At 72.8% G+C, this 26,690-nt stretch carries 24 protein-coding genes and 1 CRISPR repeat array; of the genes, 17 read left to right on the top strand and 7 right to left on the bottom strand.

What is annotated here, in order from left to right:
- The first annotated feature begins 167 nt into the window (after positions 1-167).
- The 5 genes from G443_RS07125 (at position 168) to G443_RS07105 (ending at position 5,057) form a co-directional block, all read left to right on the top strand.
- Complete coding sequence (locus G443_RS07125) at positions 168-1,391, top strand: CaiB/BaiF CoA transferase family protein (protein WP_026420537.1); 1,224 nt, start codon at positions 168-170, stop codon at positions 1,389-1,391.
- Positions 1,388-2,287, top strand: coding sequence for a citryl-CoA lyase (locus G443_RS07120; RefSeq protein WP_211237620.1), 900 nt, complete (start codon positions 1,388-1,390; stop codon positions 2,285-2,287). Before G443_RS07125 ends, G443_RS07120 begins: the two co-directional genes overlap by 4 nt.
- Before the next feature lie 200 nt (positions 2,288-2,487).
- On the top strand, positions 2,488-2,820 hold the full coding sequence (locus G443_RS07115; RefSeq protein ID WP_253860166.1) for an amidohydrolase family protein: 333 nt from the start codon (positions 2,488-2,490) through the stop codon (positions 2,818-2,820).
- Entirely contained in the window at positions 2,817-3,845 is a 1,029-nt protein-coding gene (locus G443_RS07110; RefSeq protein WP_372493007.1) for an amidohydrolase family protein, read from the top strand. Before G443_RS07115 ends, G443_RS07110 begins: the two co-directional genes overlap by 4 nt.
- Before the next feature lie 108 nt (positions 3,846-3,953).
- The gene (locus tag G443_RS07105) at positions 3,954-5,057 is read left to right on the top strand and encodes a serine hydrolase domain-containing protein (protein ID WP_026420534.1); all 1,104 of its coding nucleotides are present in this window, start codon (positions 3,954-3,956) and stop codon (positions 5,055-5,057) included.
- Between the two features lie 252 nt (positions 5,058-5,309).
- On the opposite strand, the gene G443_RS07100 is transcribed toward G443_RS07105, so the two are convergent.
- Complete coding sequence (locus G443_RS07100) at positions 5,310-6,011, bottom strand: SDR family NAD(P)-dependent oxidoreductase (RefSeq protein ID WP_026420533.1); 702 nt, start codon at positions 6,009-6,011, stop codon at positions 5,310-5,312.
- 151 nt (positions 6,012-6,162) lie between these two features.
- Between G443_RS07100 and G443_RS07095 the strand changes: the two genes are divergently transcribed.
- Positions 6,163-6,792: a TetR/AcrR family transcriptional regulator gene (locus G443_RS07095; RefSeq protein WP_026420532.1), complete on the top strand. Its 630-nt coding sequence runs from the start codon at positions 6,163-6,165 to the stop codon at positions 6,790-6,792.
- 459 nt (positions 6,793-7,251) lie between these two features.
- Here the strand turns inward: G443_RS07095 and G443_RS07090 are convergent, their stop codons facing one another.
- The 3 genes from G443_RS07090 to G443_RS07080 form a co-directional block, all read right to left on the bottom strand.
- Positions 7,252-7,446: a DUF397 domain-containing protein gene (locus G443_RS07090; protein ID WP_026420531.1), complete on the bottom strand. Its 195-nt coding sequence runs from the start codon at positions 7,444-7,446 to the stop codon at positions 7,252-7,254.
- A 353-nt stretch (positions 7,447-7,799) separates the two neighbouring features.
- Entirely contained in the window at positions 7,800-7,991 is a 192-nt protein-coding gene (locus G443_RS07085; protein WP_026420530.1) for a DUF397 domain-containing protein, read from the bottom strand.
- On the bottom strand, positions 7,954-8,826 hold the full coding sequence (locus G443_RS07080) for a helix-turn-helix domain-containing protein (RefSeq protein WP_051713117.1): 873 nt from the start codon (positions 8,824-8,826) through the stop codon (positions 7,954-7,956). Before G443_RS07080 ends, G443_RS07085 begins: the two co-directional genes overlap by 38 nt.
- Before the next feature lie 1,109 nt (positions 8,827-9,935).
- Between G443_RS07080 and G443_RS07075 the strand changes: the two genes are divergently transcribed.
- The 10 genes from G443_RS07075 to G443_RS07030 all read left to right on the top strand — a co-directional run bounded on the left by G443_RS07075 (position 9,936) and on the right by G443_RS07030 (position 20,609).
- Positions 9,936-10,385, top strand: coding sequence for a hypothetical protein (locus tag G443_RS07075; protein ID WP_155886268.1), 450 nt, complete (start codon positions 9,936-9,938; stop codon positions 10,383-10,385).
- Positions 10,386-10,405: 20 nt separating this feature from the next.
- Positions 10,406-10,747, top strand: a complete 342-nt coding sequence (locus G443_RS07070; RefSeq protein WP_035293047.1) for a winged helix DNA-binding protein — start codon at positions 10,406-10,408, stop codon at positions 10,745-10,747.
- Between the two features lie 374 nt (positions 10,748-11,121).
- A CRISPR array of direct repeats spans positions 11,122-11,761; the repeat unit is 28 nt; unit sequence GTCGTCCCCGCGCACGCGGGGCTGTTCC.
- A gap of 238 nt (positions 11,762-11,999) precedes the next feature.
- Positions 12,000-12,227, top strand: coding sequence for a hypothetical protein (locus G443_RS07065; protein ID WP_026420527.1), 228 nt, complete (start codon positions 12,000-12,002; stop codon positions 12,225-12,227).
- Complete coding sequence (locus G443_RS07060) at positions 12,224-12,442, top strand: hypothetical protein (RefSeq protein WP_026420526.1); 219 nt, start codon at positions 12,224-12,226, stop codon at positions 12,440-12,442. The genes G443_RS07065 and G443_RS07060 overlap by 4 nt, the downstream gene beginning before the upstream one ends.
- Positions 12,443-12,902: 460 nt before the next feature.
- Positions 12,903-14,054 (top strand): epoxide hydrolase family protein, encoded by a 1,152-nt coding sequence (locus G443_RS07055; RefSeq protein WP_026420525.1) that lies wholly within the window; start codon positions 12,903-12,905, stop codon positions 14,052-14,054.
- A gap of 649 nt (positions 14,055-14,703) precedes the next feature.
- Positions 14,704-15,879 carry a macrolide family glycosyltransferase gene (locus G443_RS07050; RefSeq protein WP_026420524.1) on the top strand — a complete coding sequence of 392 codons (1,176 nt, stop codon included), beginning with the start codon at positions 14,704-14,706 and terminating at the stop codon, positions 15,877-15,879.
- Between the two features lie 468 nt (positions 15,880-16,347).
- Positions 16,348-17,439, top strand: coding sequence for an AAA family ATPase (locus tag G443_RS07045; RefSeq protein ID WP_026420523.1), 1,092 nt, complete (start codon positions 16,348-16,350; stop codon positions 17,437-17,439).
- A complete protein-coding gene (locus G443_RS07040; RefSeq protein WP_169731702.1) occupies positions 17,436-18,776 on the top strand; it encodes a vWA domain-containing protein in 1,341 nt (446 codons plus the stop codon). The genes G443_RS07045 and G443_RS07040 overlap by 4 nt, the downstream gene beginning before the upstream one ends.
- Positions 18,773-19,639, top strand: coding sequence for a hypothetical protein (locus G443_RS07035; RefSeq protein WP_026420522.1), 867 nt, complete (start codon positions 18,773-18,775; stop codon positions 19,637-19,639). The genes G443_RS07040 and G443_RS07035 overlap by 4 nt, the downstream gene beginning before the upstream one ends.
- A 694-nt stretch (positions 19,640-20,333) precedes the next feature.
- Complete coding sequence (locus tag G443_RS07030; RefSeq protein ID WP_026420521.1) at positions 20,334-20,609, top strand: hypothetical protein; 276 nt, start codon at positions 20,334-20,336, stop codon at positions 20,607-20,609.
- A 70-nt stretch (positions 20,610-20,679) separates the two neighbouring features.
- On the opposite strand, the gene thrS is transcribed toward G443_RS07030, so the two are convergent.
- The 3 genes from thrS to G443_RS07015 form a co-directional block, all read right to left on the bottom strand.
- Positions 20,680-21,945: a threonine--tRNA ligase gene (gene thrS / locus G443_RS07025; protein ID WP_081715730.1), complete on the bottom strand. Its 1,266-nt coding sequence runs from the start codon at positions 21,943-21,945 to the stop codon at positions 20,680-20,682.
- 144 nt (positions 21,946-22,089) lie between these two features.
- Positions 22,090-23,010: a DUF6807 domain-containing protein gene (locus tag G443_RS07020; protein ID WP_051314348.1), complete on the bottom strand. Its 921-nt coding sequence runs from the start codon at positions 23,008-23,010 to the stop codon at positions 22,090-22,092.
- A gap of 100 nt (positions 23,011-23,110) precedes the next feature.
- Complete coding sequence (locus tag G443_RS07015; RefSeq protein ID WP_026420519.1) at positions 23,111-24,391, bottom strand: ABC transporter substrate-binding protein; 1,281 nt, start codon at positions 24,389-24,391, stop codon at positions 23,111-23,113.
- 381 nt (positions 24,392-24,772) lie between these two features.
- On the opposite strand from G443_RS07015, the gene G443_RS25385 reads away from it, so the two are divergent.
- Entirely contained in the window at positions 24,773-26,383 is a 1,611-nt protein-coding gene (locus G443_RS25385) for a glycoside hydrolase family 43 protein (RefSeq protein ID WP_035293121.1), read from the top strand.
- Positions 26,384-26,690 lie beyond the last annotated feature (307 nt).

Here is a 26,690-nt window from a genome sequence, read left to right as displayed (position 1 = left end):
GCCCATCCCGGGCCCGGGAGCGGCGCGCCCTCCCGCCGCCACCCGCGCCGACCGCTGACCAGCTCCGGCCGTGGTCTGCTGGAGGTGTACCGCTGAGTGGTACGGTGAGACCGCTCTACGGTTCACCTGGTGCGTCGGGGACGGCGCGACGACGAGGGAGGTCAGGAATGCCCACGGCGGCGACCGACGGCGAGGGTCTGCTCAGCGGCGTCCGGGTGCTGGATCTCAGCAACGTCCTGGCCGGCCCCTACGCCAGCTACCAGCTCGGCCTGTTCGGCGCCGACGTCATCAAGGTCGAGGTGCCCGGCAGCGGCGACCTCGCCCGACAGCTGGGCGCCGACCCCGACCTGAACCGGGACCTGCTCGGCGCGTCCTTCCTCGCCCAGAACGGCGGCAAACGCTCGGTCACCGTCAACCTCAAGTCCGAGGCCGGCCGGGAGGTCTTCACCCGCCTGGTGGCCCAGGCCGACGTCCTCGTGGAGAACTTCCGCCCCGGAGTCCTCGCCCGCCTCGGCTTCCCCTGGGAACGCCTCCAGGAGATCAACCCGCGCCTCGTCTACTGCGCCATCTCCGGCTTCGGGCAGAGCGGCCCCCTGCGCGACCGGCCCGCCTACGACCAGATCATCCAGGGCCTGTCCGGGATGATGGCGGTCACCGGAACCGAGGACACCGCCCCGCTGCGCGCCGGCTACCCCGTGGGCGACACCCTCGGCGGTCTGGCCGCCGCCATGGCCGTCGCCGCCGCCCTCGTCCGGGTGGCCCGCACCGGGGTCGGCTCCTGCCTCGACGTCTCCATGCTGGAGAGCGCGATCACCGCCCTGGGCTGGGCCGCCTCCAACCACCTCATCGCCGGCCGCGACCCCGTGCCCATGGGCAACGAGAACGCCACCGCCGCCCCCTCCGGCACCTTCCGCACCGGCCACGGCGCCCTCAACATCGCCGCCAACAAGCAGGAGCAGTTCGAGGCCGTGTGCCGGGTCGTCGGCCGCCCCGACCTGGCCACCGACCCCCGCTTCGCCCGCCGCGAGGACCGCAAGACCCACCGGCTGGCGCTGCGCGACGCACTCGAGGCCGCGCTCGCCTCCCACCCCGCCGAGCACTGGGAGAACGCCCTCGCCGAGGCCGGCGTCCCCGCGGCCCGCGTCCTCGACGTCCGCCAGGCCCTCGAACTCGACCAGATCGCCGAACGCGGCTTCCTCCACGACCTGCCCCACCCGGCCGACCCGGACCGGACGGTGCGCGTGCTCGGTAACGGCGTCCGCGTCGACGGCCACGCCAGCACCCCCAGCGCCCCACCCCCGGTGCTCGGTGAACACACCACCCCGCTGCTGCGGGAACTCGGCTACACCGACGAGGAGATCCGCGCACTGCGCGAGGAAGGGGCGGTATGACCCAGCACGACGAGAACACCCGGCCAGCCGACACGGCGAGCGCCACCGGGGACACCGGGGAGGCGGCGACGATCCCGACCGAGAAGGTCACCGGCTGGTGGGCCACCGACATCGCCCGCATCCACCCCGGCGAGATCGCCCTGCGCGGCTACCCCGTCGAACAGCTCATCGGCCGTGCGGGCTTCGCCGACACCATCTGGCTGATGCTGCGCGGCGACCTGCCCACCCCCGGCCAGGGCCGGCTGTTGGAGGCCGCCCTGGTCTCCGCCGTCGACCACGGCCCCCAGGCCCCCTCCATCGCCGCGGCGCGGATGGCCGCCACCTGCGGGGTCGGCCTCAACAACGCCGTCGCCACCGGCGTCAACCTCCTCGGCGACGTCCACGGCGGCGCCGGCCAGCAGTGCATGGACCTCCTCGCCCGACTCCACACCGAGGTCGCCGCCGGTGAGACCCCCGACGCCGTCGCCGCCAGGGCCGTCACCGAACACCGCGAGGGCGGCCGCCACGTCCCCGGCTTCGGCCACCGCTTCCACCCCAGGGACCCGCGCCGTGACCCGCTGCTCGGCCTGCTCACCGAGGCGGCGGACGCCGGCGTCGTCCCCGGCGACCACCTGGCCATCGGCCTGGCCCTCGAGGACGCCCTCGCCACCGGCCGCCGCCGACCCGTGCCGATGAACATCGACGGCGCCACCGCCCTGATCTACTCGGAACTCGGCTTCGCCCCCGAACTCGGCCGTGGCCTGTTCGTGCTGTCCCGCTCGGTCGGCATCCTCGCCCACGCCTGGGAGGAACGGCGGTCGGGCACCCGGATCAAGGGGCCGATCCCGCGCCCGCTGCTCGCCGACTACACCGGACCCGACCTGCGGGACGTCCCCACCACCCCACCCCAGCACTGAGCGGCCCCTCGCCCCCCTCCGGCCTGGCCGGGCGGCAGCACCCCACCCGGCCACGCCCGGACCGGATACCCACACCCGGACCCCGGTGACCATTCCGGAACACCACGAAACCCGGTTGCCCCCCGGCCGGACCGGCCGCGATACTTCCGCCGGCCCGGCCGTCGGGAGACCCGGGCGGGACACACCGGAGGGGCAGGCGGATGGTCGACCGCATCTACCACGGGGCACTGGTCGTGACCGGACCCCGCGACGCCCACCCCTTCGTCGGGGACGTGGGCATCGACGGCGACACCATCGCCTTCGTCCGACCCACCACCGGAGCCGTCGTCGGGGGCGGCTCCGCCCCCGACACGTGGCCCCCGGCCTCCCACCCCGCCGCCGAGCACGTCGACGCCACCGGCCACGTCCTGCTCCCCGGGCTCGTCAACGGCCACCTCCACCCCACCCCGGCGCTGCTGCGCACCGCCCTGGCCGCCACCACCATCGACCACCAGGACGGCCACCCCTCGCCGACGGCCTCTACGCCGCGCTGACCGCCGACCGGGAAACCCTGCGGCTCAGCGCGAAATTGGCCATCACCGAGGCGATCAGTTCCGGCACCACCGCCCTCTGCCTCCACGAGTACCTCGACCCCGTCGTCGCCGCCGAGGTCGCCGCCGACCTCGGGATCCCCGCCACCGTCGCCCTGCACCCCGAACCCGGCGGCACCGCCTGGCGCGACACCCTCCGCCAGGTCCAGGACACCGGGTGCTCGGCGATGCTCGCCGGCGTCAACGAGAACGACCCCGACCACACCCCCGAATACCTGCGGGAACTCGTCACCCACGCCGCCGACCTCGGCATCCGGGTCCACACCCACGTCAGCGAGACCACGCTCCGCCACGAGACGACCCGGGCCCGCACCGGCCGCTCCCCGATCCGCTACTACCAGGCACTCGGACTCCTCGACCACCTCTACGCGGTGCACTGCACCGCCGTCGAACCCGCCGACATCGACCTGCTCGCCGACCACCGCGTCCCCGTCGTGCTGACCCCCTCCTCCGAGGCCCTGCTCGGCGACGGCACCCCACCCCTGCCCGCCCTCCTCGCCGCCGGCGCGCGCCTCGCCCTCGGCACCGACGGCTCCGCCTGGGCCGGCTCCGAGGACCTCCTCGCCGAACTCCGCGCCACCGCGCTGCTCACCCGCGCCCGATGGGGACCGGAGGCCGTCGACGGCGCCCAGCTGATCGAACTCGCCACCCTCGGCGGCGCCGACGTCCTCGACACCCCCGACACGCGGGGCGCCATCGAACCGGGCCGCCGCGCCGACCTCGTCCTGCTCGACGCCCGCCGCCCCGGGCTGCGCCCGCTGGCCACCAACGGCCCCCTGTCCACCGCCCGTGACGTCCTCGCCTTCGCCGCCACCGGCGCCGACGTCGTCGAGACCACCATCGGCGGTCGCGTCCGCTACCGGAGGGACGGCCCTGGGCTGCTCACCGGAGACGAACTCGCCGAACTCGACGAGCGCGCCCGCCGGGTGTGGTGGGACAGCGGAGCCGCCACCGCCACCTCCTGGTAGCGAGGACGGTCGGACCACCGGGAACCCGACGCCGCCGGTCACACCGCGAGCCCGAGCACCCCACCCCGCCGGGTGAGCGCACACCACCACCCCCCACCAGGAGAACCGATGACCGTGCCCCACGGCGGCCACACCACCCCCGCCTTCGCCGCCGTCCGCGACGCCTTCCTCGACCTGCTCCACACCGGACGCGAGACCGGCGCCGCCGTCGCCGTCCTGCACCGGGGACGGCCCGTCGTCGAGATCTGGGGAGGCTGGCGGGACCAGCACCGCACCCACCCCTGGACCGCCGACACCCTCGTCCACACCTACTCCGTCGGCAAACCCCTCGCCGCCCTCGCCACCCTGACCGCCGTCACCGACGGCGCCCTCGACCTGGACGACCCCGTCACCGACGTGTGGCCCGAGTACGGCCAGGCCGGCAAGGAACGGACGACACTCCGCCACCTGCTCGCCCACCAGGGCGGCCTGCCCGCCTTCCCCGAGACCGCCGCCCACCTCCCCCTGCTCGCCGACGACCAACTCCGCGCCGCCCTCGCCCGGGCGGAACCCGAGTTCGCCCCCGGAACCGCCCACGCCGAACACGCCCTGACCTACGGTCACCTCCTCGACGGCGTCCTCCGGGGAACCGGAGCCGCCTCCCTCGGCCAGGTGTTCCGCGACCGCATCGCCCGGCCGCTGGGTCTCGACGCCCACTTCGGCGTGCCCGCCCAGGACCTGCCCCGGGTCGCCGACCTCGAGTACGGCGACGCCCGGTGGCCCACGGCGACGGCCGGGGAGTCCGGCTCCCTGGAACACCGGGCGATGACCCGGCCGACCGGGGCACTCGACGTCGAGGTGCTGAACGGCCCCGCCTGGCGCCGCGCCGAGTTCCCGGCGATCGGCCTGCACACCACGGCGTCCGCGATCGGGAAGTTCTACGCCGGACTTGTCGACCCCGGCGGCCCGGTAGCCGGGTTGCTGGGGGAGCGGGTGCACCGGGAACTCCTCAGCCCGCAGGCCCGGGGAACGGACCTGTTCCTGGGCCACGAGGTGACCTGGTCCCTCGGTTTCCAACTGTCCGGCGACGAGGTGGCGATGGGCGGAGCCGGCGGTTCGGCGGCCTGGGTGTCGCAGGGGGAGGAGTACGCCTGCGCCTACGTCACCCGCCGACTCGCCGGTTTCGACCGGGTGGACACCATCGAACACGCCGTGCGGGAGTGCCTGAGCTGAGGCCCCCGTCCGATACCGTCCCTCGCTGACTGGGCGCGGGTCCCGCGACCAGTCCCCGCGCGCCTCCCGAAGGTGCGCGAGACAGGGTGGCGTGGCCCGAGTCCGCCGGACGCGGTGAACCAGGCGCCCCCAGCGCCGGGCGGGCCGGGCGAGGCCCGTAGGCCCTCGGGCTTGCTCATGACGCGTCGTTCCCGGGCGGGCCCGCTCGTCCTGACCCGACCGCTGTTCTTGGCCGCCGCTGCGCCCCAGCTCTCAGGCTGGGTGGATCCGCTCGACCTGGTGCCGGGTGGTGTACATGTCCCAGTACTGCTCGGCGAGGTCGTCGGGATCGACGACCGGGAACCCGGTGGAGGCCCCGGAGTCGGCGACGAGTGCGCTCATCTCGCTGCGGGCGATCGTCGCCCCGACGGCCAGGGTACCGACGTAGATTCCCGCCTCGGCCAACTCGCCGTGCAGCGAGTAGAGGTAGTTGCGGATGGCGGCGCCCACCGGGGCCAGGCCGCTGAGCCCGGGCACGGGGTGGACCGCCGTGACCCCGGAGGTCAGCAGGAAGGCACCGTCCCCACGCTCGGTCCACTCCGGCAGTACCGCGCGGACCACCTCGACGGGGGTCAGCAGGAACATCGGCAGGCCCTGCTCCAACAGGGCGGCATCGGTCTGGGCGGCCGGCCCGAAACCCTGGTCGGCGCTGAACGGCCCGTACTCGATCACGTCGATGCGGCCGAAGCGATCGCGGATGCTCGCGATCAGCGCCGGCACCTCGGCGGGCCGGGACAGGTCGGCGGTGAACCCGGCCGCCTCGATGCCCTCCGCCGCCAGCTGCTCGACGAGGGCGTCCAGGCGCGGGCGGCGACGAGCCACCAGGGCGACCCGGAACCCCTCCCGGCCGAAGCGGCGGGCGACGGAGGAGCCGAGACCGGTACCGGCCCCGAAGACGGCGATCACCTTGGACATGGGGGAGTGCTCCCTTGCTCACGACATCTTGACCCTGGGGTCAACTTGAGTCCCGACGGTAGCATGTAAATTGACAGCAGGGTCAAGTTCGGCACGGTGGGCCGCCGGACGCGGCGGGACCGTCGAGGGCAGGACCAGGAGGAACCACCAGATGCGGGCCGACGCCCAACGGAACGCGGAGAAGCTGCGGGCGGCCGCCGCCGAGCTCTTCCAGGAGCGCGGCCTCCAGGTGCCGCTGAAGGAGATCGCCCGCAGGGCGGGAGTGAGCCACGGCACGCTCTACAACCTGTTCGGCACCCGCGAGGCACTCATCGACGCGGTGGTGGCCGAGGGGGCGGCCCGCCGCCTCGACGAGGTCGCCCAGCAGGCGCTGTCCCACGACGACGCCTGGCAGGGGTTCGCGCACTACGTCGAAAGGCTCTGCGAACTCCAGGCCACCGACCCCGCCGTCGCCGACGTGGTCGGCGGCCGCTACCCGGACGCGGAACGGCTGATGGCGGCGTGCGGCCGCAGCATGGAGGCCGCGCGACGGATCGTCAGACGGGCCCACGAGGCCGGCGCCCTGCGCCCCGACTTCACCAACGCCGACCTGGTGTTCGCCTTCGCCGCCAACGCGCTACTGGCCCGTGCCACCGCCGACGCCGCTCCGGACGCCTGGCGTCGGCAGGTCGCCTACCTCCTGGACGGCCTGCGCGCCGAGGCCGCCCGCACCCCGCTTCCCGCGAGCCAACCGACCGAAGGGCAGGTCCGCGAGGCGCTGCGGGGCCTGGGCGAGGTGTAGGGCGGGCGAGCAGCGTCCTCCGACATGCTTACCCGGTGCCGGGTAGCCCGACAGCGCACCCCGATCGCTCGATCCACGCTCGCCGCCCTGCCAAGTAGTCGCGCCCAGCCCCAGGAGGCGTGAGGACGAGCCCCCTTTGCAGGGAGGAAGGACCTACCTGGAGGCGCCTCGCGTGCTGTGGGGGCGGGACCAGCCCCGCTCGCGCGGGGAGGACGGCGTCCGGTGGTTAGTCATCCGCCCTGGTGGAACAGCCCCGCGTGCGCGGGGACGACGCCGCACCGGGTCGGGGACGGGCGGCTGACACGGGAACAGCCCGGCGTGCGCGGGGACGACACTTCCTGACCAGCGCGTTTGCACTCCTACCCGCACGTTCTCTGTCACTTTGCCTGCACCACCCCCAACTCTCGCCCCGACCTGCCCTCCCCATGCCGCGTGTGGGTCCGGTTGGCCCGCAACGCATCAGAAGCGCTTGTCCTTGACAGCAGTGAGGAAAGCGCCGAAGGTCGGATGGTCGACTACCAAGGTTCCTCCACCCCTGTTCTTGGTGTCCCTGATCGCGACGTGATCCGCGTTGCTGCCAACTTCCACGCACTCGACCTGGGGGCCGCTGCGGCTTGCCTTGCGCCAGCGTCCAAACTCGCCATCAACCTGCATGGATCTATCTCTCCTGGTGGTGACGTAGGTATGACTTGATCATGTCCGCTGTGTCCGCCGGATCGAGCGAGGAGGCCAGCGTCTTCGGCCGCGATGAACGTCTCAGTGGTCAGCGGATCGTCCACGAACGTCGAGGCCAACAGGTGGCTCAGAGGGAACAGCCCCGCGTGCGCGGGGAGGACAGGCGTCCGCAACCGGAAGGCGTGCGGAGACCGGAACAGCCCCGCGTGCGCGGGGAGGACCCCTTCCTAACCAGCGCATTCATAGCACTACCCGCAGGTTTGCATTCGCCCTTCCACGCGTCCCAGGTCTCTACCTACCCGCCCGGGTGCCTAGCTCCCAAGGCATAGGCATCAGAGGCGCTCGGTCTTGACCGCCTTGACGAACGCGCCGAAGGCAGCCCGGTCGACCACCAAGGTTCCCCCGTCCCTGTTCTTGGTGTCCCGGATCGAGACCACGTCAGGCTCACAGGCGACCTCGACGCAGTCAGACTGAGAGCCACTGTGACTAGACGTTCGCCACCTCGGTTGCTGCTGCGCCTGCATTGGTACTCCAGTCGTCATGCACTGCGGCGATCAGCTCCACAGACTGTCGAGCGGTGAGCGCCCTTTGCTGGAGGTTAGCCGCTGACCTCATGTACGTCTGCACCTCGTCCGCGTCATCCTCGTCAAGGAACAGCCCGCTTCGTTTGTGCTCCAGGTGAACCACTGGTGCTGTCTTCTCGCCTTCCAGGATGACGAACGGGCCTTCCAGGGCGTCGTGCCATCCAAGCGACATGGGCAGGACCTGGATGGTGATGTTGGGTCGTCCGGCCATTTCCACCAGGTGCTCCAGCTGGTCACGGATGACACGTGCTCCGCCGACCGGGCGGCGGAGAACTGACTCGTCGACGAGTGCTACATATGTGACCTCGTCGAGTGCGCGTTGCCGTCCCATACGGAAGGTCGTTCGAGCTTCAATCTCTGATGGGTTGACGTCTGAGCCGGCGAAGACGGCTCTAGCGTAGTTCGCTGTCTGGAGAAGTCCCGGCACCAGGTTTGGCGCGACTGCCGTGATCCGAACGGATGTGCGTTCCAGCTCCGCCATGCCCGTCACTTGCGGCGCGAGTCCTGGAATGCCGACGCCAAGCCAACGCGGCTCGACGGCAGCTTCCCGGGCCATCCGGACCAGGCGTTCGCGCTTTGCCCCAGTAACGCTGAGGACGGCGAGAATCGCCGCGACGTCCTCGACTGGAGGCAGGCGCTTGCCCGTCTCGGTGAGCGACATGGTCGCGGTACTGCATCCGATCAGCCGCGCGACCTCCGCCATGGTCACGCGTGCCTGCTTACGGCACTCACGGAGCTCCGCTCCGAGTGCGCGGGCCTGTGCCTTGCTCGCCATACCTCGACCTTAGAACTCCGCAGTGCACCTAGTTCTTCCACCCAGTTGGGGTCTTGTGCGAGTCCAACCAGGAGAGTTTATTCAAGCACATGGAATTTAGTAAAGCTCGTTGCGGGAAGCTCTGCTGTACCGGAAGGCGCAGCTGAGGTGAGCACGGCCCCTGCAGCTGAGCCGCTACCGCGCGGAGGAGGAGGTGCGTCGGCCGGTCGCGTAGGAGCGAATCAACGAGGCCGAACACGTTTTGGCTGCGCTCAATGAGGGGCAGTGCGTCAGCTACCCACGGCTCAAACCGCAGGCCGTGCTTCTCCTGCCCTCGGCCTTTCCCTCATCGCACGTAGCTCTGGTTCATGCCGTGCTGTCCGAAGGGCATGAGGCGGTTGGTCATACCGATTCAGAGGGCTCCGTTGAGCTCCCAGCTTTTCGCAAACAAGTTGAACCAGATGAGAAGGGCGAAAACACGCATGCTCACCCGCATCCCCCCGTCCAGTGCCACTCACCCACAACGGTGAGGACCTAGTGACTGTCGACCTGTCCCCTGGCCCAGAGCGGTTCCGCTGGTACCACCGCGTTCGTGGCTGGGACATCGAACGGGACGCCCCGTCCACCTGTCAGCTCGAACTCGCATCCGGCCGCGCACTCCTGATCATCCGGCTGGGCTCCACCCATGCGGGCACCGTCGGGCTCACGCCTGATCAAGTGCGGGAGCTGGTCCGATGTCTGAACGGGAGCCCAGCTCCGGTAGTTCTGGCGGTGGCGCACCCTGCCGCGTCGAAGTGCTCCCTCCTGGTCCGTCCCCGTCCAGTCGGTACCGATTGGCAGCTGCGTTCCACCCATCCTGGAGTCGCGAGCTGGATCACCCACTTCGACCAGCTCGCAACGTTCCAGCTAGCCGAACTCCTCGACGCGGGCCGAGGCTTACTCCGGCCGCTGGGCCACCCGCCGCGCTGACGCGCGCCCTTCCTCGCCCAGTCCCGCAGCCGCCACCCGGCGTCGCTCATCGCCTCCTGCTCGCCGCGCACAGCCTCGCTGCGCACAGCCTCGGCGTACCTGGCGATCACCCGGGAATTCCACCGTTCGTTGCTGCCTCAGCCCGTATTGGGAGAATCATCATGAGTGTTCATCGTGCCTGTTCCTACCCCGTGAACCACGCCGAGTGGCGGGTGCTCGTCACCGCTCACATCGTCCGCAACGCACACAGTCAAACCGCTTCCTGCATCGTCTCGGTTGATCCCGCGAACCTGGTAGCCCTCACCTTGGTGCAGAGCACGGTTGGACTCGCGTCCTCCCATGCCCGGCTGCTCGCGTCACTGCTCACCACCCCACGTTCGGGCACCGTCACCACGCTGTGCGCGAACGAGGACCTCGTCTCCCAGCTCACCGTCACCCCCGGTGCCACCCTGACCCACCCCGCTCGGCGGCCGACCGGACTGATCGCCCTGGACACCCTGGACACCGCCCATCCGGTGGCCCTGCTGCTGGAACCCGAGGCCGCGACGACGATGGCCCGGGCTCTGCGCACTGCCGCGTCTCGGCTCGAAGGCCGGGTGGGTGCCCGATGAGCCGTTGTTCCGCGTTCCCAGTGACCGTCGGGCTGCGGAAAGTACGCGGCACGCCCCGGCATTCCCTGCTGTTCCGGGTTCGCAATCGGTTCGGGCTGACATGGGCGGAGCTCGCGGTGCTGGAACTGGTGGAGTGTCGGCCTTTCAGGATTGTCGAGTTGGCGGAGGCCACTGGGGTGGGGCTGGCCGACCTCAGTGAGAAGACTGCCGACCTGGTCGCCGTGGGGTATGTGGTCTGGTCGGGCGAGCCGGGGAATCGGGTGCTGCGAATGACGCCTGCCGGTCGGATGGTGGCGCTGGATCTGCTACCGGCCGTCGAAGCCTTCCTTGCTGAGCTGGCTGGTGCGTCGTCGGCTCCCTAGCCTCAGGTCGCTGTGCGACCTGAGCTGGTAGCTCCGCTTCGCCGCCCGTCAGATCGCGGTCACGGGCAATTCAGGGCAGAAAATGTCCTGAATTCGCCCCCTGCGAGTTGTTGCCTGAGGTTCGCGCCCGAGGGACGCGCGCCTCGCGGTGGCTGGGGCATGGGTCGGTCAGGACCTGGGGTCGTGGGCGCAGGGGTAGGTTCGCTAGCAGGACAAGCCGGCTCTGCCGACTGCTTCCTGGCTGGACGATCCCGGTGCCCGTGCGACTCGGCGGGAGGCTCATACTGAGGAGGAGACGGAGCGGCGTGGAGCGGAGGCTGGAAGAAGTGAATGAAAACCGGCCCTGTTGCTCGTAACGCCGCAGGTCAGGAAGTGTCGTCCCCGCGCACGCGGGGCTGTTCCGGACGCGGGCCGGAACGAACCGATTGAGCTGGGGTCGTCCCCGCGCACGCGGGGCTGTTCCCTGGCTGGTCGGCGGCAGGCCGGGCCAGGGCAAAGTCGTCCCCGCGCACGCGGGGCTGTTCCTACCTGTTCTTCGTCCGTCCGCCGGTAGCGGCGGTCGTCCCCGCGCACGCGGGGCTGTTCCCAGCCAGGTCATAGGCCCGGAGCGCCGCCTCCGCGTCGTCCCCGCGCACGCGGGGCTGTTCCCGGCCGGCCAGCCCGGCACAGTGCGGCTAGGACGTCGTCCCCGCGCACGCGGGGCTGTTCCGCGCTGGCCCGGATCGGCCACCTTGAGCGCCGGGTCGTCCCCGCGCACGCGGGGCTGTTCCGGGAGGGCGCCGGACTCACCCAAGCCGCACTCGGTCGTCCCCGCGCACGCGGGGCTGTTCCATCCAGGCGATCGGGCGAGCGGTCGGCGTGAACGTCGTCCCCGCGCACGCGGGGCTGTTCCCACGGGCACCGCCTCGTCGATGGGAACGGCCGTGTCGTCCCCGCGCACGCGGGGCTGTTCCTCGTTACGACGTCAGAAGTGATTAAGGCCGGCAGTCGTCCCCGCGCACGCGGGGCTGTTCCCGCAGCCGGCCCGGCGGAGGCCAGGCCGATGATGTCGTCCCCGCGCATCCGGGTTGTGCGCACTGGGACGCACCAGTCGCCGCGAGACCGCGTTCGCTACCATCGGTAGTCGATTGGCTACCCGGAGGCGCCCGGGGAGCTGCGGTAGGGAGCCCGCCCGGGTCTGCCGATGGCTGGGTACGCCTTTGGTCCTCAGGAGCAGCTGAGGCCGAGCTGTCCTGGGAAGGAAGGATGCCACGTGAAGTTGCGGGCGTTCGATCAGCTGTTGGCGGGCCTGATCACGACCGACCACCCCGAGGTCACCAACGTGCACTGCTACGGAGAGGACCGTCCGCAGCACCGAACGCGGTTCAGGGTCGACTTCGCGAGCGGCGCGGCCGCCTATCTCTACGTTGACGACGTGTCCGGGCCGGGAATCCCGCGTATGGCTGCTGACTCGCCCGAGGTCCCCCGGGAGGCGCTGTGAGACTCGATCGTTTTCGTGAGTTGCTCCGCGAACAGTTCGCGGCTCACCCCGGCATAGCCAGCATCGAGGAGTACCAGGTTCCCTCGACTACCGGCTTCGCCGTGCGCTTCTCCGACGGAGTGACCATCCGTCTCCGGGCTTTCGCCACAGCTCCACCAGGCGGGGACGACACGAGCAAACCCGAGAAGATCGTCGTCAAGAGCGATGTCGGTTAGTGGAGTAGCCCGAGCGCCTGCGGGTGTCCCCGTGCGCCCGCCGTGCCGAACAGGCCGTGACGCGGGAGATGGCCCCTTCGCCAGCTGAACGTGATCGCCGGGGCGTTGGACTCCCGGGTACCCGCACGGCTTGTGTCCCAGGCCGGGTGACATCGCCGCCCACATCTGGCGACGGAGTCGACACGTCGGCTCTTGATCTCCACCTCGCTTGAGGTTCTAGGGTTTCGCCGTCCAGGGTGCCACCCTCCGAGGGAGGTCCTGTTCCAGCCCGTCCGGGCGGATGGGTGGAGCGGGAAGCGTCCCCGGGCGGGCGCACGGACGTGCTCAAGCACCACGCGACCCAGCCAACGGGTCTCCGCCCGCTCTCCCCGCGACCGTCACTCCGGCCGTGAGCCGACCGGCTGGGCTGGGGCACGGCCCGATCCCTGGGTGGCGAACGAACCTCACCGGAGTGGAGAACATGATCACGCCGTTCCGCATCGACGTCCCCCATGCCGACCTCGACGACCTGACCGACCGGCTCGCCCGCACCCGCTGGCCCAACGAGATCGCTGACGCCGGCTGGGACTACGGCTTCCCGCTGACCCGGCTCCGGGATCTGGTCGAGTACTGGCGGACGGGCTACGACTGGCGGGCGCACGAGGCCGCCCTCAACGAGCTACCGCACTTCACCACCGAGATCGACGGCCAGCGCATCCACTTCGTCCACGTCCGATCCTCGAAGCCGGACGCCCTCGCGCTGATCCTCACCCACGGCTGGCCTGGCTCGTTCCTGGAGTTCCTCGACGTCATCGGACCGCTGTCCCGTGACTTCCACCTGGTGATCCCCTCCATCCCGGGCTACGGATTCTCCGGTCCCACCCGCGAGCGCGGCTGGGACATCCCCAGGATCGCGCGGGCCTGGGCCGAACTGATGCGTCGGCTCGGGTATGAGCGCTACGGCGCGCAGGGCGGCGACTTCGGCTCGGGCATTTCCACGGCGCTCGGTGCCGTCGCACCCGACCGGGTCGTCGGCGTGCACGTCAACTACCTGCCCACGCCACCCGTCCCGGACGCGGACGTCGAGCTGTCCCCGGCGGACGAGGTCCGGCTGGACCGGATTCGTCAGTTGATGGCGAACCGCCCGCCGTACCAGGCGCTCCAGGCCCTCACCCCGCAGACCATCGGCTACGCGCTGACCGACTCACCCGTCGGGCAGTTGGCGTGGATCGCCGAGCGCTTCGCCCACTGGACGGACCCGGACTCGCGGATCAGCGACGACCGGATGCTCACCAACGTCTCCCTGTACTGGTTGACCGCCACCGCCGCGTCCGCCGCGCGACTGCACCGTGAGGCCCCTCGGCGCGCCGAGCGGTGTCCGGTGCCGGTGGGAGTGGCGGTGTTCGCGCACGACATCACGCTCCCGGTGCGCCCCCTCGCCGAGCGGCTGTACGACATCAGGCACTGGTCGGAGTTCGAGCGGGGCGGCCACTTCGCCGCGGTGGAGGTGCCCGAACTGCTCGCCGCCGACGTGCGGACCTTCTTCCTCTCCCGGCTGGCGGAGGAGCCGTCGGGTGCCGCCTCCGCCGCTCCGACCGGCCAGCCACGGGCCGGTTCCCCGGCCCAGGCCTGACGCCCGGGTTCGTATGGCGAGAGCCCTCCGCCATCGGTGCGTGGGGGTGTGACGGTGTGACGGGTGGCGGGGCGCGGGTGTGTCTGGGCTTCGCGAGGGGGCCCTGAGGGCATGGGGAGAGACACCGCCCGGGAAGGCGTCCCACCCGTCACAGCGCCATCTTCATGTCCCCTGACCAGGGAATTCGGTGTGACGGCGGTGTCCAGGAGCCGTCACGGTGGGTCAGGTGGGCCCGTCCCGGTGTGACGGGTGGTGTGACGGGTGTTGTGACGGGTCCCCGGGCTCCGGTGAGGCCGTCGACGAGCAACTCCGAGGTGGGGAATGGACCCGCGTGCCGCGCGGTGGCGACCAGTCTCCCGGGCCGCGCCACTCCCGGCGGGCGCTGCCCGTCGGAGACGTGGTCCCGCCTGACGGTGTCGGGTGAGTGCTCGGGGATCGCCTCCGGCCGGTCTCCCCGTTATTCGGGTGCGTCGGCGGGAGACGTCGGGGTAGGGTCGCGGGCATGGCATTCCTCCCGATCTACGAGTGACGTCGCCAGGGGCAACGCCCCTGCTCTCCGTGCGCCCGCCCGCAGGCTGCCGCCGTGGGCCTGGTTCGCGCACGGATTCGTCATGCCATTCCTCGTAGACCGGAAATGAGTCGATTCCTCATGTCACGTCGCCGTGCCCACATCGCGATGGTCAGCGTTCCCGCTGTCAGCCACGTCCTGCCGAGCCTGGAGATCATCCGGGAGCTCGTCGCGCGGGGCCACCGGGTCACCTACGCCAACGACCCGGCGGTCTCCCACCTCATCACCCCGACCGGTGCGGAACTCGTTCCCTACCGTTCGGTGCTGCCCGTGGCCGACAACGACTGGCCTGAGGACCCCATCGCCGCGATGGGGCTGTTCCTCGACGAGGGCATCCAGGCCCTGCCGGCGTTGCGCGCCTTCTACGACGCCGACCCGGCGGACGTCTACCTGTACGACATCGGCGCCTACGCGGCGCGGGTCATCGCCGAGACGCAGGGGCGTCCGCTGGTGCAGCTGTCCCCGGCGTTCGTGTCCTGGGACGGTTACGACGAGGAGGTCGCCGCTCCGCTGTGGGGGTTGCCCGGTGCCGACGCCTACCGGGAGCGGTTCGGTCGGTGGCTCGCCGACACCGGGGCCACCACGACCGACATGGACGCGTTCGCGGGTCGGCCGTCGACGTCGCTGGCCCTGATCCCGCGTGCGATGCAACCCAACTCGGACCGGGTCGACACCACGACGGTGACCTTCGTCGGTTCGTGTGCCGGCCCTCGGGCGGACCGGGACACCTGGGTCCGCCCGGAGGGGGCGGAGAAGGTCCTGCTGGTCTCGCTGGGTTCGGCCTACACGCGCCAGCCGGAGTTCTACCGGCAGTGCCTGGCCGCCTACGGGAACCTGCCCGGGTGGCATGTCGTGCTCCAGATCGGGAAGTACGTGGACCCGGCCGAGCTCGGTGCGATCCCGGGGAACGTCGAGGTGCGTTCCTGGGTGCCGCAGTTGTCGATCCTCGAACAGGCTGACGCCTTCATCACGCACGCCGGGATGGGCAGCAGCGCCGAGGGCCTGTCGGCGGGGGTTCCGATGATCGCTGTCCCGCAGGCCGTGGACCAGTTCATGAACGCGGACCGGCTGGTGGAGTTGGGGGTGGCGCGTCGCGTCGACACCGCCGACGCCACCGCGGAGGTCCTGCGGGACACGCTGTCAGAACTCGTCGCTGATCCGGAGGTGGCGCGTCGTTCGGCGCGGTTGCGGGAGGACGCTCTCCTGGAGGGTGGCACCAGCCGGGCCGCCGATCTGATCGAGGCCACCCTCGGCTGATCCCGGGTGAGTTCCCGGCCGGCGGAGTGCCCGGGGTCGCCTCGGGTGCTCCGCCGATGCCTCTGGTGCCGTCCCCTCCGCGCCGTGTGGAGGGGACGGCGTCGCGTCGCGGTCCCTCGTTCCTGCCCGGTCCGGTTCCTGCCCGGTTGAAGCCGGGGCGCAATCATGAGTCAACCTCGGTTGACATCGCCCGTGGAAGTCAACTATGGTTGACGGCAGGGGAGGGATGCCGCTCCGGACGCGAGGAGTTCGGAGATCCCGGCGCTGTGGGTCAGCGGCCTCGTGACAGCCCGCGCGGCGTGCCGAGGTCGCTGACCCACGGGAGCGCCGAACCAGGACAGGCGCCGGCCTGCTCCCGGCATGCCCGAGGACGACCGGGCGCCCGCGGGGACCAGGACCTCATCCCCAGCCCGTCGAGCGCGCGACCGCGCGGACTTCGCGCTGCCCGGAAACAGAGGAGAACCACCGATGACCAGCAACCAGACCGTGCGGGAGGCGCTGGCGGTGGCCGTCGCCGCCAACCTGCCCGTGCTGTTGTGGGGTGACCCCGGCACCGGCAAGACCTCCACGGTCCTCGCCCTCGGCGAGCGGCTCGGCCTGCCCGTGGAGGCCGTCGTCGGTTCGATCCGCGAACCCAGCGACTTCGCCGGCCTGCCCGTGGTCCGCGCCGACGGCACCTGGTTCGCGCCGCCCCGGTGGGCCGAACGACTCGCCACCACGGGGACCGGGCTGCTGTTCCTGGACGAACTCACCACCGCCCCGCCCGCCGTGCAGGCCGCCATGCTGCGCGTGGTCCTGGAACGCACAGTCGGGGACCTCACGCTCCCCACCACCGTCCGGATCGTCGCCGCCGCGAACCCGCCCGGCCTGGCCGCCGACGGCTGGGAGCTCACCGCCCCGCTCGCGAACCGCCTCGTGCACCTGACCTGGGAGGTCAGCGCGGCCGACATCGCCGAGGGCTTCACCCGGGGTTTCGCGGCGGACGACGGGTCCCCACCACCCACGGCCCCCACCCCCGCCCAGGTGGCCGCCGCGAAGGCCAGGATCGGGGAGTTCCTGCGGGTCCGGCCGGAACTGCTGCTCGACGTCCCGGACTCCCCGGAGCGGGCCGGGCGCGGCTGGCCCAGCCCCCGGAGCTGGGCGATGGCCGCCACCGCCCTGGCCGCCGGCGAGGCGAACGCCAGCGACGAGCCGGTGATCGCCGCGCTCCTCGTGGGGGCGGTCGGCGAGGGAGCCGGCTACGAGGCCCTGACCTGGCTGCGCACCCTCGACCTGCCCGCCCCCGAAACCCTGCTGGCCAACCCCGACGCGCCGCTGCCCGAGCGGGCCGACCGCCGGCACGCCCTGCTGTCCGCGCTCGTCGCCCACGTCCTCGCCGACGGGACTGTCGACTCGTGGGAACGGGCCTGGGCGGTCATCGGCCGGGTCGCCCGGTCCACCCCGGACGTCGCCGCCACCTCCGCCCGAACACTGGCCGCGCACCGCCCCACGGGCGCCACCCCACCGACCACGGTGCTCGAACTCGCCCCGATCCTGCGGGCGGCGGGACTCCTCCCGTGACGACCGCGACCGGGCGGACCCCCCACCCCGACCGGGAGCCCGAGGTCCTGCGCCGCTTCGCCGAGGCGCGGCTGTGGGCAGCCGCCCAGGCCCCCTACCTGGCCAGCGCCGTGTTCGCCCTGCGGCCCGTGGTCCTCGAAGCCCGCTCGGACGAGCACACCGGCGAGCCGGTGCCGGACCCGGAGTTCCGCGCATTGCCCACCGACACCCGGTGGCGGGTCCACCTCGATCCGGGAACCCTGCTGACCACCCCCGTCGAGGAGACCGGGTGGTGGTTGCTCCACCACATCGGACACCTCGTCCGCCGCCACGCGGCGCGCGGCCCGAACCAGGGGGCGGGACGGCGGACCGGAGGAACCGGCGGGGCCGACGAGGAGGCCGCGCACCGGTGGAACCAGGCGGCGGACGCCGAGGTCAACGACGACCTGGAATCGGCCGGCCTCACCACCCCGGAGGGCGTGGTCTCGCCCCGAGCGCTCGGGCTGCCCGAGGGGCGGCTGGCCGAGGAGTACGTGTCCCTGATCGAGGTCCTCGACACCGCTCACCGCCGTGGCGGACGGCGTCTCGTGGACCTCGTCGACTGCGGACCCGCCGTGCGGGGCCTGGACGGCCGGTACGAGGAGACCGGCGCGGGGGAGGGGATCGACGACACCGAACGCCACGTCCTCGAACTCGCCCTCGCCCGCGACATCGAACGGCGGGCGGCGGCCCGGACCGCGGTGCCCGGCGGCTGGCGGCGGTGGGCCGAGGACCGGCGACGTCCGGTCGTGGACTGGCGCACCCGACTCGGGGCCGTTCTCCGCCGGGGTGTCCGGCGGACCGCCGGCCGCGTGGACTTCTCCTACCGCCGACCGTCCCGCCGCCCCGGCCCCGGCGGGGTCCTCCTGCCGACGATGGTCGCCCCCGCACCCGGGATCGCGTTGGTCATCGACACCTCGGGCAGCGTCGCCGCCCCGGTGCTCGCCGGGTTCCTCTCCGAGATCACGGGTGTCCTCGCCCGCGCGGCCGGACCCGAGAGGCGGCTGCGCGCGATCTGCTGCGACGACCGGGCCCACCCGGTCCAGGAAGTCCGCGAGGCGGCGGACATCGAGCTGACCGGCGGCGGGGGAACCGACCTGCGCGCCGGGATCGCCGCCGCGCTCGCCCTGCGACCCCGCCCCGACCTGGTCCTCGTCCTCACCGACGGGCACACGCCATGGCCCGAGCGCCGGCCGCCGGTGCCGGTCGTCGTCGGTCTCGTGGCCGCCCACCCGCCGCCCGCCGACGCCCCGACCCCGCCCGCCTGGGCGCACCCGATCCCCCTCCCCGCCACCGCACCCCGAGGAGCCGAGGCATGAGCATCGCCGCCGCCGACGAACCCGACGACCACGGCGAACGCCGCGACGGAACCCGCGAGGGCGCGCACGAGCCCGCCCCCTCGGACGAGGCGCGCCGCCAGGCCGCCCCCGGGCACGACGGCGACCCGGTCCCGGAGGACCTGCACGAGTGGACCGGGCGGGGCGTGACCGTCGCCGAGGCCCGGCAGTGGATCGATCACGGCTTCCTGCTGGACTCGGCCGAGCGGTGGCGGACCAGCGGCGTCTACACCGCCGAGCAGGCCCTCGCCTGGCGCACGGCGGGGCTCACCCCCTACACGGTGCGCCCGCTGCTGCGCGCCGGCATGACACCCCGCGACGCCGTGCGCTGGCACGAACTCGGCTACGGCCACGCCGAGGCCGCCGAACGGCACCTGGCCGGGGAGAACCCGCGGCCCCGGCGGTGGTGGTGGCGGTTGATGGCCCCCGGGCCGGCGGGTTCGTCAGAACTCGACGACGGCCAGCACGCCACCCTGCGGATGCTGCTGGGCGCGGGAGTGCCCGCCTTCACCGCCCGCGCCTACCTGGACACCGGGTGGTCCGGTGAGGAGGCGGTGCCGTGGGCCGGCAGCGGAACCAGTCCGACCCACGCCGCCCTTTATCGGGTCATGGGGTTCACCCCCGCTGAGGCCGCCGACCTCGGCGAGCGGGGCGAGGACCCGGCCGCCCTCCTCGCCCGGTGGTGGGATGCCGGGGTGCCGCGCGCGGAGGTGCCCTCCTGGGTCGTCGCCGGGTTCACCGTCGAGGAGGCCCGGCGGGCGAGGGCGGCGGGCACCACCGCCGAGCAGGCCGCGGTGCTGCGCGCCCTCGGGGGCGGTCAGCCGCCGGACCAGGACGCGCCCTGACCCTGGAGGTCGGCGTGAGTTCCGCCGACCGCGCACCGGAGGGCGGACGCGGCCAGGAGAGGGCACGAGCTTCGGGGCGGCCGCGCCGGGCGGGGCGGTCGACGGGTCAGGAACACCGGGTGCCGGCGTGGGGGGAGCCGGACGCCGTGCGTCCGCACCCACTGGGCGGACGTCCGCCCGGCGAGGGCGGAGGCCCTCGACGGGACGAGTGCCGCGATCACGACCGAGGAGGAACCGGTCCTCCACCCTGAGGCACACCCGGTCCGCCGCGGATCCGGACCGGGGCGGTCCGAGCTTCCCCCGCGCGCCCCCGTTCACGGGAAGCACGCGTCGCCGGCCGGCGCGGATCCCCGGTCCACTTCGGATCCACCCCGTTCCTTCCACCGGAGTTCGTCCGGACGCTGGCGAAGACGTCATCAGGAGGGGGCCGCATGCCGCTGGACCGTCGAGGCGCCTCGTCCCCGTCACCGGGGCGAGCGCGGGCCTCGGCGCCCGGTCCGCCCGCCAGCTCACCCAGCGCGGCGCCGGGCACGGCCGCGTCCTGTCCGGACGGCGGGCGCCCCGGCGGGCCGGACGGCCCTCGGTCCTTCCGTGCGCGCCCCACGAGTTCGACGCCTCCGCCCCCGGCCCGGGGGAGCGGCGGGCCGGCCGCCGCCGAGGCCCGTGCTGTGGGGTCCTCTGGCAGCATGCGGGAATGGATGACGACTACCGGCTGGACGTCCCCGCCAGCTTCGACGACTCCGACGACGAGGACGGCCAGGTCCACCCCATCGCCCGTCGACTGTTCTCCGGGGCGACCGCCGCCGAGGTGTTCGAGAAGGCGCGGAGGTGGGTGAGCGAGCACGACGTGTTCCTCATCGACGTCTCCTGGAACTGGTCGCACGACGAGCCGGAGCCGTTCTGGTTGTCCGTCTACTTCCGCTTCGAGTTCGACGAGGACGAGGACGAGGGCACCCCGGCCGGGGCGTGACCACCAGGGCTTCCCGGGACGCCGGCGCCTCGGGAAGCCCCAGCCGCCCGGCCGTCCAGCCGGGGAGGGGTCACGCGGCGACCGGGTCCGGCCACAGCACCCCGGACCGCGCGTCGACCACGGCCGCGACGCGGTCCACCGCCTCACCCGAGGCGAGCGGGTCCAGCCGACGCCCGTCCCGCAGCCGCAGCGCCACCCGGTCCTCCGCCGCCTCCCGAGGACCGATCACCGCCTGGTAGGGCACCAGCCTGGTCCGGCGGACCCGAGCGCCGAGGCTGCCCCGGTCCGGCCCCACCAGCTCGGCCCGCAGGCCCCGCCCCGCGGACCGCTCCACGAGGTCCGCCGCCGCCCCGACCTCCTGGTCGGACACCGGCAGCACCGCGACCTGCACCGGGGCCAGCCACGCCGGGAACGCCCCGCCGTGCTGCTCCACCAGGCACGCCACCGCCCGTTCCACGCTGCCGATGATGCTGCGGTGCACCATGACCGGGCGGTGCCGCCGCCCGTCGGCGCCCACGTAGCGCAGGTCGAACCGGCTCGGCTGGTGGAAGTCGACCTGCACGGTGGAGAGGGTGGCCTCCCGCTCGGCCCCGTCGACGACCTGCACGTCGATCTTCGGACCGTAGAACGCCGCCTCGCCCTCCTCCGCGTCGTGGGGGACACCCAACTCCTCCAACACCCCGGCAAGCAGGGTCGAGGCGCGCCGCCAGTCCTCGGGGTCGCCCACCACGGCCGCGCCCTCCGGCGGCAGGGACAGCCGGTAGCGGGCCGCCCGCAACCCGAGGTCCCGGTAGGCGCGGCCGATCAGCTCCAACGCCCCGCGCACCTCGGCCGCCACCTGGTCCGGGGCGCAGAAGACGTGGGCATCGTTGAGCTGGATTCCGCGAACCCGGGTGAGGCCGCCCAACACCCCGGAGAGCTCCGACCGGAACATGCCGCCCACTTCGGCGATCCGCACCGGCAGCTCCCGGTGGCTGTGGGACCTCGACCGGTAGATGACGGCGTGGTGCGGGCACAGGCTGGGGCGCAGCACCACCTGCTCCCCGCCGAGGTCCATCGGCGGGAACATGCTGTCGGCGTAGTGCGCCCAGTGCCCGGACATCTCGTAGAGCTCCCGCTTGCCCAGCACCGGCGAGTACACGTGCTGGTAGCCGGCCTCGCGTTCGACCGCGCGGACGTACTCCTCCAGGGTGTGGCGGATCGCCGCCCCGGCGGGACGCCAGTACGGCAGGCCGGCGCCGATGAGGGGGTCGGTGTCGAACAGCTCCAGCTCGCGGCCGAGCCGGCGGTGGTCGTGCATCAGGTCTCCTCGCTTACGGGAGGCGAGTGACCGCAGCACGAAGCCCCGGGGCACTCGCCCCGGGGCTTCGAACAAGGGATCAGCTCAGCACGCCGGGACGGTCTCCGGCGTCGTCGTCATCACGGCGTGCTGCACGGCGACCACGGTAGCAGAACACCCGGCCCGGCCGGGCGCACCGGATCAGGGGAGCTCGGCCACCGACCGCGCCGCGTCCGCGCAGGCACCGCGTTCCAGGTGGCCGTCGAGCACCAGCACCCGGAACCGGCGGCGCAGGCTGTCGCCGGCGGGCAGGCGGAGCGGGTGCTCGGGGGCGAGGGAGGAACCGACGCCCGGGTAGTCGGCGACCCGCACGAACCACGGGTCCTCGGCCGTCCGCTCGTCGGCCGGGACGAACAGGAGGGTGTAGTCCCCGGTGGGGCCGTCCCCCCGGACCAGGTCCTCCGCGTTCGGGTGGTGCCCGAGGAACGCCAGCCACCCGGAGCGGGTGGTGTGCACGGCCTCCTCGCCCTCGGCGGTGGCGGTGAACACCCGGGGGGTGGCCGAGGACAGCGGGGCGCGCCAGAAGAACCCCCCGTAGCCGCCGCCGACCTTGCCGTTGGTGGCCGGGCTGCCCAGGTCGAGGTCCCGACCTGTCACGTTGCGCAGGGTGAACGCGTAGTCCAGCACCCAGCCGCCCGTCGTCGGCGGCCCCACCAGGGACCGGGTGGCGCGGGTCTCGCTGATCACCGTCTCCCCCGCCACCGAGATCCACGACTGCTCCGAGGCGAGCGCGTCCGCGTCGCGGTGGGTCCACCGCTCGTGCCGCACCGAGCCGTGGTCGGGGCGCCACGTCGGGCCCTGTCCCCGCACGAAGGTGCGGCCGCCCCAGAAGTTGCAGTCCTCGACGTCCTGGACGGCGACGAACACGCCCAGGTGCCAGGGGTGGTCCACCGGCCGCGCCTCGGTGACCTCGACGCCGGCGAGGGTGCGCACCGGGTGCAGGTGTGGCCGGGGCGCCAGCGTCGGTTCCCACCAGCCCACGTCGGTCACGTGGTCGGCCACGGGTGTCCCCGCCACCCGGAGGGTGGCCTCGGGCGTGGGGTCCGGCTCGGCTGCGGTCATCTCGGCACTCCAGGGTCAGGACGTGGATCCGGGTCGGTGACGCCGGTTCGGGGGCCGGCGCCACCGACCCGTGGTCTGTGGCGGTGTCGCGGTGGCAGGGTCAGGCACCGACCTCCTGCTCGGCGATGCGCATGAAGTCGGCGGCCGCCTCCTCGATGGTCTTGTTCCCGAAGGACACCGCGTCGTTGTGCCGCTGCCACTCCCGCTTGAGGGTGCCGTTGCCCTCCGGGGGCGCGGGCGGAGTGCCCTCCAGGTGTTCCTCCAGGCCGGTCTCGTAGTCGTAGACCTGCCGGTCGAGTCCTTCGAGGTCGTCGGCCAGCGCCTCCCGGACCTCCTGGTTGGGGGGCAGTCCCCGGGTGGTGCCGAGGATCCGTCCCGCGTCCACGTCGTTGATGACGAAGTCGATGAGCATCGCGGCCTCCCTCGGGTGGTCGGAGGCCCGAGCGGCGGAGATCAGCATCGACGGTTTGGCGTACTGGCCGAACCGGTCGGTGTCGCTGGGCAGGGGGGCCATCGCCAGCGGGCGGCCCATCGCCGTGTCGTAACCGGCGAGGACGCTGTCCCAGGCCAGGTCGGTCGCTGAGCGGCCCTTGGCGAAGGGAGTGTTCTCCACGGCGCCGTCGATCATGCCGTTCAGGGAGGCCGGGGTGGTGGCCTGGCCCGCGCGGAAGTCGTCGAGCAGGGTCAGGTACTCGCGGACGTCGGACTCGTCGAAGGCCAGCGAGCCGTCCTCGGCGTAGAGGTCCCGGTCCCGCTGCCGCAACCAGGCCTGGAAGGTCTCCCAGGACCAGCCGAAGTCGGTCGACCCGTAGACCTCGCCGTCGGTGGACTCGGTGATGGCGCGCGCGGAGTCGAAGAAGTCGTCCCAGGTCCAGCCGTACTCGGGCGTGGGGACGCCGGCCTCCTCCCACAGTCGCGGGTCGTAGATCAGCGCGTGGGTGTTCTGGCCCATCGGCAGCCCGTACACGCCGTCGTCGATGCTCCCGGCATCCCGCATGGCCTCGGCGACGCCGTCCAGGTCGACGTCATCGCCGTGGTCGGCCAGGTCGAGCACGACGCCTCGGTCGGCGAACTCGCGGAGGTTGGAGTAGTCGAGCTGGAAGACGTCGGGCGGGTTGCCGCCGGCCACCTCGGTGGAGAGCTTCTCGAAGTAGTTGCCGCCGGAGGTGAACGAGGTGTTCACCGTGATACCGGGGTTGCGCTCCTCGAAGAGGTCGACCACCTCCTGGGTGGCCCGGGCCCGCGAGTCATCACCCCACCAGGTGAACAGCAGGGTCACCGACCCGTCGTCGGCGGCCGAGCCGCCGCAGCCGGCCGCCGTCAGCGCGACGGCGGAGCCGAGCGCGACCCAGGCCACGCGTCTGGGGCGATGAGCGGGCATGGCGTCCTCCACGTCGAGGAAAGGAAAGCGCTTACCGCACCGTATGGTGCCGTTGTCCCGGTGTCAACGGTCACTGTGTGGCCCGGGTCGCCCGTTCGTCCTCGCGTTGGCACCCGGCCGGAGTCAGCTGGGTGCGCCCAGGGGGCGGAGGTGGGTGGGCCGCCGGAGCTGTGTGGAGCGGCGGCGGGGTCGTTCCCGGCGGGACGGCCGCTACCAGCCACCGGCGCCACGGGAGGGGATGGCCGTGGCACACTCCCCGGCAACCGTTTTCCCGATCGAGGCGGCACGGCCACCCACGCCGGAGGCGGCCCGACCAGCCACCGGGGGCGGTGACCCAGGAGATCCGGGACGGAGAAGGGGCGGTGGCCAGCGGTGGTGGACGTGGCGGAGGGAGACGCCTGGATCGCCGACCTCGGCGACGGGCGTTACCGGAACCCCGTGCTGTGCGCCGACTTCTCCGACCCCGACGCCATCCGCGTCGGCGACGACTACTACCTCGTCTCCTCCACCTTCAACCAGGTGCCCGGCCTGCCCGTGCTGCACTCCCGCGACCTGGTCAACTGGACGATCCTCGGCCACGTCCTGCCCGAACTCCCACCCGTCGAGAGGTACCGGGAACCCCGGCCCGGCCAGGGCGTGTGGGCACCGTCGCTGCGACACCACGCAGGCCGGTTCTGGGTCTGCTGGGGTGACCCGGACGTGGGGATCTTCCTGGCCAGCGCCGCCGACCCCGCCGGGCCGTGGACCAGGCCGCACCTGCTCGTCGCCGGCAGCGGCCTCATCGACGCCTGCCCGTTCTGGGACGAGGACGGCACCGCCTACGTGGTGCACGGCTGGGCCCGCAGCCGCTCCGGCATCCGCAACCGGCTGACCCTGCGCGCGATGGCCCCGGACGGCTCCCGGCTCCTCGACGAACCGGACCCGACCACCGGCGCCCTGCCGGCGACCACCGCCACCCCACCCGGCGGCCTGCTGCTCATCGACGGCGACCAGGTGCCCGGCTGCCACACCCTGGAAGGCCCCAAGCTCTACCGGCGCGGCGACCACTACTACGTGTTCGCGCCGGCCGGCGGGGTCGCCGAGGGCTGGCAGTCGGTGTTCCGCTCCCGCCACCTCACCGGCCCCTACGAACACCGCGTCGTGCTGTCCCAGGGCGGCAGCGAGGTCAACGGCCCGCACCAGGGCGCCTGGGTGGACACACCCGGCGGCCAGCACTGGTTCCTCCACTTCCAGGACAGGGGCGCCTACGGGCGGATCACGCACCTCCAGCCACTCCGGTGGACCGCCGACGACTGGCCCGTCATCGGCGCCGCCGACCCCGGCGCCGAGCGAGGCGAACCCGTGCCCGCCCACCCCCGACCCCACCTGCCGACCCAGCCACGGCGGGCACCCCAGACCACCGACGAGTTCACCGGCCCCTGCCTGGGTCCACAGTGGGCGTGGCCGGCCAACCCCCGCCAGGACTGGTACTCGCTGACCGCCCGCCCCGGCTGGCTGCGGTTGCCCAGCCAGCCCACGGAGAACCCGGACCACCTCGGCACCGCCGCGGCGGTCCTCTCCCAGCGCTTCCCCGCCCTGGCCTTCACCGCGAGCACCGAGGTGGAGTTCCGGCCCCGGGCCGTCGGCGAACGCACCGGGCTGGCCGTGCTCGGCGAGCGGTACGCCTGGATCGGACTCGACCACACCGAGGACGGCACCCATCTCGTGCTCCGCCTGCACCTGGGCGGCGACGACCACGAACGCGACCTGCTGCGGAGCCCGCTGCCGGCGGGGACCACCCGGGTCGGACTGGCCGTGACCGTGCGGCCGGAGGCCCGGTGCCAGTTCCACGCGAACCCCGGTGACGAGGGCTGGCGGGAGGTGGGGGAGGAGTTCACCGCCCGCCCCGGCCGCTGGGTCGGCGCCCGCCTCGGCGTGTTCGCCCTCGCCCCGGCCGAGTCCACCACGACCGGGCACGTGGACCTGCCCTACTTCCGGGTCGGACCGGGCTGACCGCCACCCCGGCGCGCCGTCCTCGCTGGCGTCCTCCCCGCCCGGTCCGGAGGGGCTCGACCCCCGGCCGGGATCCCCGCTCGCGTCCCGGCTCCCCGGGCCACGGAGGCCCGCCCGAGGCGGCGGGCGGCTGACAGGGCCTCCCCGCCGCACCGGGACGACCAGCGTCGTCGTCCCCGCCCGCCCGCCGTCGCGGGGGAGCCCACCGCCGGACCGGCGGCGTCCCACCGTCAGGGCCGCCGGACCCCGCTGCCACCCACGCCGCCTGGCACCCGGTAGCGGCGGGCCGCGCTCCCGCCGTTCGGGC

The sequence above is a fragment of the Actinoalloteichus caeruleus DSM 43889 genome (genome assembly GCF_000429185.2).
Classification (GTDB): Bacteria; Actinomycetota; Actinomycetes; order Mycobacteriales; family Pseudonocardiaceae; genus Actinoalloteichus_B; species Actinoalloteichus_B caeruleus.
This window is presented reverse-complemented; position numbering and strand designations above follow the sequence as displayed.

Excerpts from the sequence above, each read along its gene's own strand:
- G443_RS07125 (WP_026420537.1), top strand. The coding sequence starts at position 168 with ATGCCCACGGCGGCGACCGACGGCGAGGGTCTGCTCAGCGGCGTCCGG.
- G443_RS07120 (WP_211237620.1), top strand. The coding sequence starts at position 1,388 with ATGACCCAGCACGACGAGAACACCCGGCCAGCCGACACGGCGAGCGCC.
- G443_RS07115 (WP_253860166.1), top strand. The coding sequence starts at position 2,488 with ATGGTCGACCGCATCTACCACGGGGCACTGGTCGTGACCGGACCCCGC.
- G443_RS07105 (WP_026420534.1), top strand. The coding sequence starts at position 3,954 with ATGACCGTGCCCCACGGCGGCCACACCACCCCCGCCTTCGCCGCCGTC.
- G443_RS07100 (WP_026420533.1), bottom strand. The coding sequence starts at position 6,011 with ATGTCCAAGGTGATCGCCGTCTTCGGGGCCGGTACCGGTCTCGGCTCC.
- G443_RS07095 (WP_026420532.1), top strand. The coding sequence starts at position 6,163 with ATGCGGGCCGACGCCCAACGGAACGCGGAGAAGCTGCGGGCGGCCGCC.
- G443_RS07090 (WP_026420531.1), bottom strand. The coding sequence starts at position 7,446 with ATGCAGGTTGATGGCGAGTTTGGACGCTGGCGCAAGGCAAGCCGCAGC.
- G443_RS07085 (WP_026420530.1), bottom strand. The coding sequence starts at position 7,991 with ATGCAGGCGCAGCAGCAACCGAGGTGGCGAACGTCTAGTCACAGTGGC.
- G443_RS07080 (WP_051713117.1), bottom strand. The coding sequence starts at position 8,826 with ATGGCGAGCAAGGCACAGGCCCGCGCACTCGGAGCGGAGCTCCGTGAG.
- G443_RS07075 (WP_155886268.1), top strand. The coding sequence starts at position 9,936 with ATGAGTGTTCATCGTGCCTGTTCCTACCCCGTGAACCACGCCGAGTGG.
- G443_RS07055 (WP_026420525.1), top strand. The coding sequence starts at position 12,903 with ATGATCACGCCGTTCCGCATCGACGTCCCCCATGCCGACCTCGACGAC.
- G443_RS07050 (WP_026420524.1), top strand. The coding sequence starts at position 14,704 with ATGTCACGTCGCCGTGCCCACATCGCGATGGTCAGCGTTCCCGCTGTC.
- G443_RS07045 (WP_026420523.1), top strand. The coding sequence starts at position 16,348 with ATGACCAGCAACCAGACCGTGCGGGAGGCGCTGGCGGTGGCCGTCGCC.
- G443_RS07035 (WP_026420522.1), top strand. The coding sequence starts at position 18,773 with ATGAGCATCGCCGCCGCCGACGAACCCGACGACCACGGCGAACGCCGC.
- G443_RS07030 (WP_026420521.1), top strand. The coding sequence starts at position 20,334 with ATGGATGACGACTACCGGCTGGACGTCCCCGCCAGCTTCGACGACTCC.
- G443_RS07020 (WP_051314348.1), bottom strand. The coding sequence starts at position 23,010 with ATGACCGCAGCCGAGCCGGACCCCACGCCCGAGGCCACCCTCCGGGTG.
- G443_RS07015 (WP_026420519.1), bottom strand. The coding sequence starts at position 24,391 with ATGCCCGCTCATCGCCCCAGACGCGTGGCCTGGGTCGCGCTCGGCTCC.